At 66.9% G+C, this 12588-nt stretch carries 10 protein-coding genes; 4 read left to right on the top strand and 6 right to left on the bottom strand.

What is annotated here, in order from left to right:
• Positions 1–73 precede the first annotated feature (73 nt).
• Both SMA01S_RS07965 and SMA01S_RS07960 read left to right on the top strand, forming a co-directional pair.
• The gene (locus SMA01S_RS07965) at positions 74–820 is read left to right on the top strand and encodes an electron transfer flavoprotein subunit beta/FixA family protein (RefSeq protein ID WP_066820131.1); all 747 of its coding nucleotides are present in this window, start codon (positions 74–76) and stop codon (positions 818–820) included.
• Complete coding sequence (locus SMA01S_RS07960) at positions 817–1749, top strand: electron transfer flavoprotein subunit alpha/FixB family protein (RefSeq protein ID WP_066820129.1); 933 nt, start codon at positions 817–819, stop codon at positions 1747–1749. The genes SMA01S_RS07965 and SMA01S_RS07960 overlap by 4 nt, the downstream gene beginning before the upstream one ends.
• Positions 1750–2099: 350 nt before the next feature.
• Here SMA01S_RS07960 and SMA01S_RS07955 read toward each other — a convergent pair whose 3' ends face one another.
• The 5 genes from SMA01S_RS07955 to SMA01S_RS07935 all read right to left on the bottom strand — a co-directional run bounded on the left by SMA01S_RS07955 (position 2100) and on the right by SMA01S_RS07935 (position 7740).
• A complete protein-coding gene (locus SMA01S_RS07955; RefSeq protein WP_066820127.1) occupies positions 2100–3323 on the bottom strand; it encodes an MFS transporter in 1224 nt (407 codons plus the stop codon).
• Positions 3323–4327, bottom strand: coding sequence for a histone deacetylase family protein (locus SMA01S_RS07950; RefSeq protein WP_066820235.1), 1005 nt, complete (start codon positions 4325–4327; stop codon positions 3323–3325). The genes SMA01S_RS07955 and SMA01S_RS07950 overlap by 1 nt, the downstream gene beginning before the upstream one ends.
• Positions 4327–5520 (bottom strand): Na+/H+ antiporter NhaA, encoded by a 1194-nt coding sequence (nhaA, locus tag SMA01S_RS07945; RefSeq protein WP_066820124.1) that lies wholly within the window; start codon positions 5518–5520, stop codon positions 4327–4329. Before nhaA ends, SMA01S_RS07950 begins: the two co-directional genes overlap by 1 nt.
• A 132-nt stretch (positions 5521–5652) precedes the next feature.
• Positions 5653–7230 carry a lysine--tRNA ligase gene (locus SMA01S_RS07940; protein ID WP_066820122.1) on the bottom strand — a complete coding sequence of 526 codons (1578 nt, stop codon included), beginning with the start codon at positions 7228–7230 and terminating at the stop codon, positions 5653–5655.
• Between the two features lie 84 nt (positions 7231–7314).
• Positions 7315–7740 (bottom strand): hypothetical protein, encoded by a 426-nt coding sequence (locus SMA01S_RS07935; RefSeq protein ID WP_066820120.1) that lies wholly within the window; start codon positions 7738–7740, stop codon positions 7315–7317.
• 213 nt (positions 7741–7953) lie between these two features.
• Between SMA01S_RS07935 and SMA01S_RS07930 the strand changes: the two genes are divergently transcribed.
• The gene (locus SMA01S_RS07930; protein ID WP_066820118.1) at positions 7954–10680 is read left to right on the top strand and encodes an ATP-dependent DNA helicase; all 2727 of its coding nucleotides are present in this window, start codon (positions 7954–7956) and stop codon (positions 10678–10680) included.
• Positions 10677–11213, top strand: a complete 537-nt coding sequence (locus SMA01S_RS07925) for a SixA phosphatase family protein (RefSeq protein ID WP_066820116.1) — start codon at positions 10677–10679, stop codon at positions 11211–11213. The genes SMA01S_RS07930 and SMA01S_RS07925 overlap by 4 nt, the downstream gene beginning before the upstream one ends.
• On the opposite strand, the gene SMA01S_RS07920 is transcribed toward SMA01S_RS07925, so the two are convergent.
• Entirely contained in the window at positions 11214–12506 is a 1293-nt protein-coding gene (locus SMA01S_RS07920; protein ID WP_066820110.1) for a hypothetical protein, read from the bottom strand.
• Positions 12507–12588: the final 82 nt, after the last annotated feature.

The following is a 12588-nucleotide window of genomic DNA, read 5'->3' as shown; positions in this document are numbered from 1 at the left end:
AGAAGGGTGCTAGAAGTTTCTAACCTCCTCCTCTCCTCCCCGGGAAGGAGTTGGGACCACAGGAGTGGATGGAATGAAAGTCTTGGTGCCGGTCAAGCGCGTGCTTGACTATAACGTAAAGCCCCGCGTGAAAGCGGACGGGACGGGGGTCGACCTGGCCAACGTCAAGATGTCGATGAACCCGTTCGACGAGATCGCGGTCGAAGAAGCGATCCGCCTGAAAGACAAGGGCGTCACCGAGATCGTCGCCGTGTCGATCGGCGAGCAGAAATCGCAGGAAACCTTGCGTACCGCGCTCGCAATGGGTGCCGACCGCGCGATCCTCGTCGTCTCGGACGAGAAGGTCGAGCCGCTGGGCGTCGCCAAGCTCTTGAAGGCGATCGTCGAGGCCGAGAAGCCCGATCTGGTGATCCTGGGCAAGCAGGCGATCGACGACGACAACAACCAGACCGGCCAGATGCTCGCGGGCCTGCTCGGCGTCGGCCAGGCGACCTTCGCCTCGAAGGTCGACCTGACCGCGGACAGCGTCACCGTGACGCGCGAAGTCGATGGCGGGTCGGAGACCGAGAAGCTGTCGCTACCCGCGATCATCACCACCGACCTTCGCCTCAACGAGCCGCGCTATGCTTCGCTGCCCAACATCATGAAGGCCAAGTCGAAGCCGCTCGATCAGAAGACGCCGGCCGATTACGGGGTCGACGTCACGCCGCGGCTGACGACGCTCAAGGTCGTCGAACCGCCCAAGCGCACCGCCGGCGTCAAGGTCGCCGATGTCGATGAGCTGGTCGCCAAACTCAAGGCTCTGGGAGTCGCCAAATGAAGACGCTCGTCTGGGTCGAACATGACGGCAAGACCGTCAAGGACGCCACGCTCGCCGTGGTCACCGCCGCTTCCAAGCTCGGCGAGGTCGATCTGCTGGTCGCCGGATCAGGCGTCGATGCCGTCGCCGCCGAGGCAGCGAAGATCGCCGGGGTCAGCAACGTGCTGACCGCCGACAATGAAGCGCTCGAACATCCGCTGGCCGAAACGGTCGCGCCGTTGGTGGTCAAATTGATGGCCGATCACGACGCGTTCCTCGCGCCCGCCACGTCGAACGGCAAGAACATCGCGCCGCGCGTCGCCGCTCTGCTCGACGTGATGCAGATCAGCGACATTCTGTCCGTCGAAAGCGCCGATACGTTCACGCGCCCGATCTATGCCGGCAACGCGATTGCCACGGTACAGACCAGCGACAAGAAGCTGGTCATCACCGTGCGCGGCACCGCGTTCGAGAAGGCCGCGCCCGAGGGCGGCACTGCCACGGTCGTGTCGACCGACGGCGCCGGGCTGGAGCAGTCGGTCTCGACCTATGTCGGGTCGGAAATCGCCAAGCTCGAGCGCCCCGAACTGACCAGCGCCAAGGTCATCGTCTCGGGCGGCCGCGCGCTCGCCTCGAGCGAGAACTTCCACGCGGTGATCGAGCCGCTCGCCGACAAGCTCGGCGCCGCGGTCGGCGCGTCGCGCGCCGCGGTCGATGCGGGCTATGTCCCCAACGACTATCAAGTCGGCCAGACCGGCAAGATCGTTGCCCCCGAAGTCTATATGGCGATCGGCATTTCGGGCGCGATTCAGCATCTGGCGGGCATGAAGGACTCGAAGACGATCATCGCGATCAACAAGGACGAGGACGCCCCGATCTTCCAGGTCGCGGACATCGGCCTGGTCGGCGATCTGTTCAAGATCGTGCCGGAGCTGACGGAGAAACTCTGACCGCGCGAGGCGCGTAGCCTGAGGCTACGCGCCAGTGCGAGCAAGCAAAGCGCAGAGCGCACGCGCGGGCACGGCCGGCGGCGCTCCAGCGCCGACCGACGACGCGGAACTTGCTTCCGCGTCGTTGCCGTTTGGGAGAGGTGCCATCCAAAGCCGCTTCGACAGCGCCGGATAAACCAGGTCCAGGCTGTCAGCCCCAAAAGAGTAAGCCCCGTCGCACATGGTGCGGCGGGGCTCCCTAAGACGATCCTACGCGTGAAGCGTCTGATCGTCGAAATGCTCTCTCTTTCGTTCAAGCCAGGTAAAAACGCTCCGTGTCGCGCCGGGTTCCCGCTCGTGACGAAATTATTTCAGTCGGTGCCGAGCGGCTTGGGCGGCGTCACCTCGTTCTGCGGCAGCGGCGGGATCGTCCTGAGGATCAGCCCCAGGATCAACGCGATCGTGCCGAGTGCCCCGCAGAACCACGCTACCCCGGGCCAGCCCGCGCGCGTCCAGGCGATCCCGCACAACGACCCCAGCACGCTCGATCCCGCATAATAGAAGAACAGATAGAGCGCGGCTGCCTGCCCGCGTTGCGCGAGGGCGCGGCGGCCGACCCAGGCGCTGGCGATCGAATGCGCGCCGAAGAAACCGATCGTCACGACGCCGATCCCCGCCACGACCAGGGCGAGCGGCCCGGCCGCGGTCAGCGCCACGCCAACGATCAGCAGCACGACGGGCATCCAGAAGATCCGCCGACGCCCCAGCCGACCGGCGACGCCGCCGAACCAGGCCGAGCTCCACGACCCGAGCAGATAAAGCAGGAAGATCGCGCCGACCGCGGCGTGTCCCAGCGAATAGGGCGGCGCCATCAGCCGGAAACCGGCATAATTGTAGATGCTGACGAATACGCCCATCAGCACGAACGCCTCGAGAAACAGCAGCTGCATCGCGCGGTCGCGAAACAGGTCGAGGAAACCGCGCGCCACCTCGCCCAGCGGCGGTGCCGAGCGAACGAAATGCCGCGATTCCGGGGCGAGCCGGCGGAACGCCTCCGCCATTGCGATCCCCGCCACCCCGACCAACGCCACCGCGCCGCGCCAGCCCGCGACATCGGTCAACAGGCTGACCCCGAGCCGCCCGGCCATCCCGCCGATCGCGCTGCCGCCGATATAGAGGCCCATCGCCGAGCCGACCGAGGCATGATCGACCTCTTCGCTGACATAGGCCATCGCCACCGCCGGCACGCCGGCCAGCGCAACCCCGGTCAGGAAGCGCAAGGCGAGCAATGCCGGCCAGCCGGGCGCCGCGGCGGTCGCCAGGCTGAACCCGCCAGCCAGGAACATCGCCGCGACCATCATCGGCCGCCGCCCCCAGCGGTCGGACAGCGCGCCCGCGATCAGGATGCCGACCGCCAGCGGCCCGGTCGCGAGCCCGACGGCTAGGCTGGCCGCTTCGGCGCTCAGGTGGAAGTCATGCGCGAACAGCGGCAGCAACGGCTGCGCCGAATAGAGCAGCGAGAAGGTCGAGAACCCGGCGAACAACATCGCCATCGTCAACCGGCGATAATCGGCGCTGCCCTTGGCCAGCGGCATCAGAAGCCGCTCAACAGGCTCGCGACATTCTCGCCGAGCGCGTCGACCGCATAGCCGCCTTCCATCACGATCACGGTCGGCAATCCCGCGGCGGCGATATCGGCGGCAAGCACGGCATAATCGGACGTCTCGATCCTGAAAGCGGAGATGGGATCGCCGATATAGGTGTCCGCTCCGAAGCTAACCACCAGCAGTTCGGCGCCGAAATCGGCGATCGCCTGCAAGGCGCGGGCCTGCGCGCGGCGAAAGGCATCGAGCGTCGTCCCCTGCGGCAATGGCAGGTTGAGCGTGGCGCCATGCCCTTCGCCCTCGCCGACCTCGTCCTCATGGCCCCAGTAAAAAGGGTAATCGGTCGCTGGATCGGCATGGAGCGAGGCGTAGAACACATCGCCACGCGACCAGAAGATGTCCTGCGTGCCGTTGCCGTGGTGATAGTCGATGTCGAGGATCGCGACCCGGCGCTTGCCCGCATTTCGCGCGGCTTGCGCCGCGATCGCTGCAACGTTCAGATGGCAATAGCCGCCATAATAGTCCGCGCCGGCATGATGGCCGGGCGGGCGGCACAAGGCGAAGGCGGCGGGTTCGCCGTCGAGCACGACTTGGGTCGCGGCCAGCGCCGATTGCGCGCTCCAATAGGCGCTGTGCCAAGTGTGCGGCGTGAGCGGGGTCGAGGCGTCGAAGCTGTACTGGCCGAGCAGCGCGTCGATGCGGTCGAGTCGCAGCGGCCGGCGCCCGACCACCGGCCAGACATAGCCGACCGCATCGCCCGGCCGCCCCGCCTCCGCCCAGCGCGCCGCCGCCGATTTGAGGAAGGCGACATAATCCATATCGTGCACCGCCAGGATCGGCGCCTCGCCGCGATCCCCGGGCGGTTCCGCGCCGCCGATCGCGGCCAGGATCGCCTCGGCGCGCGATGGCGTCTCGGCATAATCGGTGAAGCCGCCATTATGCAGCTCGCGCGCCGGCGCATGGAGCAATTGCCGGGGATCGAAGAATTTGCGCATCATGCCCCACGCGTCGGCCGCGCCACCCAGCGCAGCACCACGAACCCTGCCAGTCCCGACAGGATCGATCCGATCAGCACCCCGACCTTGACCCGGTCGATCAGCGCCGGATCGACAAACGCCAGCCCGCCGATGAACAGGCTCATGGTGAAGCCGATCCCCGCGAGCAGCAATACGCCATAGACCTGCGTCCACGACGCCCCGCCCGGCCGCTCCGCCCAGCCCAGCCTTACCGCGAGCGCGACGGCGCCGAGCATGCCGGTCTGCTTGCCGACGAACAGGCCCGCAGCCACCGCGATCACCAGCGGCTCGGCAAGGACATGGAGCCCCTGGCCGCCCAGCGACACGCCGGCATTGGCGAACCCGAACAGCGGCACGACCATGAACGCGATCCACGGGCTGAGCGCGTGCTCCAGCCGATGCAGTGGTGATTCGGCATTGTCGGGCGCGCCCGGCGAGGTCCGGATCGGGATCGTCATCGCCGCCAGCACGCCGGCGATCGTCGCATGCACACCCGATCGCAGCACCAGCCACCACAGCAGGCCGGACAGGATGATGTAGGGCAGCAGACGGACCACGCCGCCGCGGTTCATCGCGATCATGATTCCCAGTACCACCGCCGCGCCGGCCAGCGACACGAGGTCGAGCCCATGGCTATAGGCCACCGCGATGATCGCCACCGCGCCCATATCGTCGACGATCGCGACCGTGGTCAGAAACAATTTGAGCGGAGCGGGCACGCGCGATCCGAGCAACGCCATCACCCCGACCGCGAAGGCGATATCGGTCGCCGCCGGGATCGCCCATCCGCGCACCAGGGTCGGATCGCCCGCGACGACGGCAAGATAGACGATGGCGGGAGCGATCATCCCGGCCGCCGCCGCGATCACCGGCAAGGTACGATCGGCGGGCCGCGATAATTCGCCGTCGATCAGCTCGCGCTTGATCTCGAGCCCGACGAGGAAAAAGAACCCCGCCATCAGCGCGTCGTTGACCCACAGATGCACCGTCATCGGCCCGAGCTTGGGCGCAAGCACCGGGCCGGTTTCGATATGGAGCAGATGGAAATAATCGGCGGCGAGCGGCGAGTTGGCCGCGATCATCGCGAGCACGGCCGCGACGATCAGCACGATCCCGCCAGCCGCTTCGTCCTTGAGGAAATCCCGGAGGATGGAACCGCGTTTCGCCACCATCACTTTACTCCGTCATGCCGGCCTTGTGCCGGCATCCACTGTGCAGCAGGCGCCGCACTCGGTTGGTTTGCGGCACGGTGGACCCCGGGACAAGCCCGGGGTGACGCAGGTTTTTGGTTAGCTTGGTAAATCCTACCGCGCCAGCGCCTCGGCGATCAGTTTCCGCGTATTCTCCACCCCGTACAGCGCGATGAAGCTGCCCATGCGCGGCCCCTGGCTCGATCCGAGCAATGTCTCGTACAGCGCCTTGAACCAGTCGCGCAGCTCGGCGAAGCCGCCCGTCTTGCCGATCTCGTAGACGATGTTCTGGATATCCTCGGCCGTCGCGCCGGCGGGCAAGGCGGCGAGGTCCGCATCGAGCCGCTTCAACGCCTCGCCCTCGACACCCTCGGGCGCGCGGCGTTGAAGCGTCGGCGCGACGAAATCGCGGGCGTAAGCGAGCGCATAACCGATCAACTGGTCGAGCGCCGGATACTTTTCCGGCGAGGCGTCGGCCACGTAATTGCCGAGATACCCCCAGACCTGCTCCTTGGTCGCATCGCCGCCCATCACCCCGACCAGGTTGAGCAGCAGGCCGAACGTCACCGGCAAAGTCTCCGCCGGCGGTGGCCCGTTATGGATATGGTGGACCGGATTGCCCAGTCTTTGCTCGACCGGCTGACCCGCATAATTCGCGCGGAACTGCCAATAATCGTCGACCGCGCGCGGGATCAGCCCGAGATGGAGCGACTTCGCCTTCTTGGGCTCGCGGTAGATGTAGAAAGCCAGGCTCTCGTCGGGGCCGTAGGTCAGCCATTCGTCGATCGACAGGCCGTTGCCCTTCGACTTCGAGATCTTCTCGCCCTTTTCGTCGAGGAACATCTCGTAGTTGAATCCTTCGGGCGGGCGACCGCCGAGCGCGCGGGTGATCTTGCCCGACTGGATCACCGAATCGATCAGATCCTTGCCCGCCATCTCGTAATCGACGCCGAGCGCGACCCAGCGCATCGCCCAGTCGACTTTCCATTGCAGCTTGGCGCCGCCCGACAGGATCGACTGTTCGACCGGCTCGCCGTCATCCTCGAAGCGGACGATCCCGGCATCGGCATCGACCACTTCGACCGGCACCTGCAGCACGATCCCCGACTTCTTGCTGATCGGCAGCACCGGCGAATAGGTCGCCTGCCGCTCGGCGCGCAACGTCGGCAGCATGATGTTCATGATGTCCTGATAATGGCGCAGCACACCGCGCAGCGCGTCGTCGAACTTGCCGCCCAGATAATAATCGGTCGACGATACGAACTCATATTCGAAGCCATAGCGATCGAGAAAGTCGCGCAGCATCGCGTTGTTGTGCGCGGCGAAGCTGTCATGCGTGCCGAACGGATCGGGAATCCTGGTCAGCGGCTTGCCGAGATATTGCGCCAGCATCTCCTTGTTCGGGACATTGTCCGGCACCTTGCGGAGCCCGTCCATGTCGTCCGAAAAGGCAATCAACCGGGTCGGGATATCCGACAAGGTCTCGAACGCGTGGCGCACCATCGTCGTGCGCAGCACTTCGTTGAACGTGCCGATATGCGGCAGACCTGACGGGCCATAGCCGGTCTCGAACAGGACATGCCCCTTGGCCGGCGCCCCGTCGGGATAGCGCTTGAGCAATTTGCGCGCTTCCTCATACGGCCAGGCCTTGGACGCGAGAGCAGCGGAGCGGAGTACGGGATCGGTAGTCATGACCCGCGAACCTCTGCCCGCTCAGGATGCGTCACGCAATCGCTGCGTCCAATTTGAAAATTCAAGATGTCGTCCTTACGGCGGCTATGAGCGCGTGGCGGCGCTTCCGTGACGAAGGTGAGCGTCGCATCCCTCGACACCCGCCATGACGCCGGCTTCTTGGTAGCGCCCGCGCGCTTCCTGCCAGAGCGCGGCAGCGTCACTGTCCCGGCCAGACGCTTCTAGCGCAAGCGCGGCAACGCGGAGCGCGTTGGCGAACTCGAGTGCCGGTGCTGCCATCGTTCGACAGACCGAAACCGCTTCCGATCCCGCCGCCAACGCTCGACCGGGGTCGCCGGTTTGCCGCGCAATCTCACTGACATGGCGGAGGGCATTAGAGAGGTTCGGGAGATCGCCCGACGCGCGAGCGGTGGCCGCGACGGCGGCATAGCCGAGCAGCGCCTCTTCCACACGTCCCTCAGCCCGTGCCCGGTAGGCGGCATCGAGTTCGGCTTCGACCGATTCGGGCATAACGGCTCCCCCACGAAGGGCGCGAAGTAGCATTTTCCCGCCGCAACGGGAAATCGTTGCCATTCTGTTCCCTATCGCGCAGGGTCGCGCGGTGCCCGCCGCTGCCCGCCTGCTGATGCCGCTCGCTACCACTCCGTTCGTGTTGGGTCGGTTGGACCATGGCCTTCCCGGTCGCAACGCCGCTGCAACCTCGCAGCCGGCGGAGGGCAGGACGTGGTGACCCTCCCTTATCCCGCCCTCCACGCCAGCCACGCCGGGGTGTGGATCGCCGATGCCGAGGGCTGCCGCGCGGTCGGGCGCGGCGAGGCGATCCGGTTGGCCGCCGATACGCCGATGATCGTGCTCAACGCGCCGCTGATCGGGCAGCGGTTGGGCTATGCCGATCTGTCGGGGCTCGATCTGCTCGAGCTCTACGCTTTCCTCAAGCCCGCGACCTTTCTCGCCCCCACGCCGCGCGGTTTCGCCCGGGCGCTCGGCCTGACCGAGCCGGAAAGCGAGGATCGCATCGCGCCGTTCCTGCGCGATGCTGCGGCGGCATTGCTGGCGCTCGCCGAGGGCGACTGGCCCGAGCGTGAAGGCGCCTGGACCGCCGCGCAAAGCCTGGCGCGGTTGCGCTGGCCGTGGTCGCCGCTCGTCGCCGAGCGCATCGCCAAACCGCGCGAGCACGAACGCTGGCTGTTCACCAAATTGCCCGAATGGGATGAGGCCGCGCCGCGCCCCGCACCGCGACCGGTGACGTTGCACGACGCCGATATCGCCGCACGGCTCGATTACCTGACCGGCGCCGGGGCCGAGCAGCGCTCCGGCCAGCGCGCCTTTGCCGAGGCCTGCGCCGCCGCCTTCGCGCCGCGCATCTTGCGCGACAATCCCAATATGGTGCTGGCCGAGGCGGGCACCGGGATCGGCAAGACTTTGGGCTATCTCGCGCCCGCCTCGCTCTGGTCGGAAGCGGCCGGCGGGCCGGTATGGATCTCGACCTTCACCAAGGCGCTGCAACGCCAGCTCAATCACGAGACGTCGCGGCTGATCCCCGACCCCGTCGAGCGCCGCCGCCGCGTGGTGACGCGCAAGGGGCGCGAGAATTACCTCTGCCTGCTCAACCTCGAGGACGCGTTGCAGGGTGGGTTCGCCGGCCGCGCGGCGGTGCTCGCGCATCTCGTCGCGCGCTGGGCGGCCTATACCGCCGATGGCGACATGATCGGCGGCGACTTGCCCGGCTGGCTGCCGACTTTGTTCCGCCGCAACGGATCGACCGCGCTGACCGACCGGCGCGGCGAGTGCGTCTATGCCGGCTGTCCGCATTACCGCAAATGCTTCATCGAACGCGCCGCCCGGGCCAGTGCCGAGGCCGATATCGTCATCGCCAACCACGCACTGGTGATGGTCAACGCGGCGCGCGGGCGCGAAGCCAATAGTCGCCCGACCCGCTACGTGTTCGACGAAGGCCATCATCTGTTCGACGCCGCCGATTCGATGTTCGGAGTCGCTTTGTCGGGCCAGGAATCGATCGAGCTCAGGCGCTGGATCGTCGGTCCCGAATCGACGTCGCGCGGGCGCCGCCGCGGGCTCGCCGCACGGCTGAGCGATGTCGCCAGCTATGATGAGGCGGGCGGCCGCGCGATCCAGGACGCGGTCGAGGCCGCGCGCGCATTGGCCAGCGACGGCTGGCTGCAGCGCGTGGCGGAAGGCGAGCCGTTCGGGGTGGTCGAACGCCTGCTCGCCGCGGTGCGCGGGCTGACCTATGCGCGCGCAACCCGGGACGGCGATGCCGGTTATGGCCTCGAAACCGAACTCGCCGAGCCCGATGGCGCATTGATCGAGGCCGCGGCCGAGGCCGCGCAGGGCCTGGAGGCATTGCTCCGCCCGCTAATGACACTGGGCCAGCGGCTCGAAGCCGTGCTGGCCGAAGCGCCCGACTGGATGGACGGCCAGGCCCGCGCGCGAGTCGAGGGTGCGATCGCCTCGCTCGGTTGGCGGACCGATACGGTGGGGGCCTGGATCGGCCTGCTCGCCCGGATCGGCGGCCCGGCCGATCCCGATTTCGTCGACTGGCTGGCGGTCGAGCGGATCGAGGGGCGTGAGATCGATATCGGCCTCCACCGCCGCTGGCTCGACCCGACGCGTCCGCTCGCCTCAACCGTGCTCAAGCCGGCGCACGGCGTGCTCGTCACCTCGGCGACGCTCAAGGCGGGTGATCCCGACTGGGTGACGGCCGAGGCGCGCGCCGGTATCCCGCATCTCGACCGCGGCGCCGGCCTGTTCGAGGTCAACAGCCCGTTCGATTATGCCAGCCAGGCGGAAGTGCTGATCGTCACCGACGTCAAGCGCGGCGACCTTGCGGCGCTGGCCAATGCCTATGCCCGGCTGATCGAGGCGGCGGGCGGCGGCACGCTCGGCCTGTTCACCGCGATCCGGCGGCTGCGCGGCGTCCACGCCCGCATCGCCGATCGCCTCGCGCGCGACGGCCTGCCGCTCTACGCCCAGCATGTCGATCCGATCGACCCCGGCACCCTGGTCGACATGTTCCGCGACGACCGCCGCGCCTCGCTGATCGGCACCGATGCGTTGCGCGACGGCGTCGACGTGCCCGGCGAATCGCTGCGTCAGGTGATCCTGGAGGGCGTACCCTGGGCCAAGCCGACCGTGCTCCACGCCGCTCGGCGGCTGGCCGGGGGCGGCTCTGCTTATGACGATCGCATCGTCCGCGCCAAGCTGGCCCAGGCATTCGGCCGGTTGATCCGCCGCGCCGACGATCGCGGCGCGTTCGTTTTGCTGTCGGCGGCGATGCCCAGCCGGCTGCTCTCGGCCTTTCCTGCCGGCGTGCCGATCGCGCGCGTGCCGCTCGACGAAGCGGTCGCGAGGGTCAGATCGCGTCTTTCTTCTGTCGCACAGGTCGGGCAAGGGGCGGTGAACAGTCCGATCAACCAGAAGGCGCCATGAAGACGCTCATCCTGCTCCGGCACGCAAAATCGAGTTGGGACGATCACGGCGTCCGCGATTTCGATCGCGGCCTCAATCCCAAGGGCGAACGTGCCGCGCGCACGATCGGCAGCCATATGCGGGCGATCGGCCTGTCCTGGGATTATGCCATCGCTTCTCCCGCCACGCGCGTGATCGAGACGCTCGAACAGGCATCGCAAGGCTATGGCCGCCGCATCGACCCCGATTGGGACCGCCGCGCCTATCTCGCCTCGGCCGCGACCTTGCTCGAACTGGTCCACGAGGCGCCGGTGATGGCGGACAGCCTGCTGCTGTCGGGACACAATCCCGGGCTGGAGGATCTGATCCTGCTGCTGGTCCCGGACGGCGACACCCGACGTGATCAGGTCGAGATCAAGTTCCCGACCGCCAGCCTGGCGGTGATGACCTGCGAGACCGACAATTGGGCCAACGTCGCGGCGGGCGGCTGCACGCTCACGACCTTCGTGCGTCCGCGCGATCTCGACCCGGGCCTGGGGCCGGATGCCGACTGATCAGGAATACCAGTAATTGTCGGCTTCGTTGGTCTGCAGCCGCCGCTGGAACAGCAGATAGGCACTGTCATCCGGATCTGTCGAGGGGCTCCACCAGCTGTCGCCATCGACGAAGATCGACCGATACGGCCCCGGCATCGAGGGCAGGCTATTGGGGCCGAGCACGGGCATCGGCGTTCCGTTGCTGTCGCGATTGACGTCGGTCCACAGCCGCAGCTGGCCCGACGGCAGGTTGAAGCCCTGATTGGCGAGCGCGGTCGCGAAATAATCCGCCCCGCCGCCGCCGACGCTGCCGCCGCAGTGATTGAGAAACTCGACCAGCGTGCCTTGATAAGGGACGTTCCACGATGTCGGGATGTCGGTCGACACGTCCTGGATTTGACCAACGCCGGTGATGCGCAGGGTCAACTGATTGTATTGCTGATCGAAATCGTCGAAACCCGGGCCCTGGCCGCGACTGATCGGACCGACCGGCGTCAGGCAATAAACCATCGGCGCGCCCGATGTCGTGGTGATGACGATACCGGAGGGAAACCAGTTGACCGGGGTCCAGACGACTTCCGACCCGGTGCTCGACGGATCGGTCTCGGTATAGACGAACCTCTCGGTGGGATAGGGCATGCCGCGCAACAGGGCGATCTGCGCGGTGCGATCGGTCCGCCACTGCTTGAGCGTGCGGAGCGCGCCGGCGCGATCGCCCTGATGGTTCAGCCACTCGACGCAATACATGATCGATTGCGCCTGCTGGGCGTCGATATAGGACCAGTGCTTGGCGAGCGCGAGCGACGCGTCGTGCCCGAAGAAATCATAGTGAAGGCGAACGACGCGGTTCCATGCCTCGATCAGATTGACCGTGGTCCCGTCCCCGCCGAGCGCATTGTTCCACGCGCTGGGGGCGCTGGTGATCGACCCATCGAGCACGTCGAGGATCGCCGCCTTGCAATTGGCGAGTGCGGTCGCGTCCGTCGCGGTCGCGAGATCCTGGAATAGCCCGTTGAGCGCCGCGTTCTTGTCGATCCAGGGCAGGATGCCGCTCTCGACCTCGCTATATTGGAGCTGGCTCATCGCCGCGTCCATGTCCTGCTTCAAGGCCGCGACGTCTTGTTCGAGCTGGTTGATGCCGGCCAGGATCGCGCTTAGCTCGGACTGGATCGCCGCCTGGGGATCGGTATCGAGACCAATCGCCGACAGGATCTGTCCGACGACGAACGACCCCGCCGCGCTCGCCGCCGAATCGGCCAGTTGCTGGCCGATCGCCTGTGCCGCACCACTGAAGAAATCCGGGTCCGCCATCGTTCTTCTCCGCCAAGAAAACGCATCGCAGCGCGGTCACGCGCATATCGTAACGATTGCGGAATGAAAACAGAGAAACCGT

It is taken from the genome of Sphingomonas mali NBRC 15500, assembly GCF_001598415.1.
Lineage (GTDB): Bacteria > Pseudomonadota > Alphaproteobacteria > Sphingomonadales > Sphingomonadaceae > Sphingomonas > Sphingomonas mali.
This window is presented reverse-complemented; position numbering and strand designations above follow the sequence as displayed.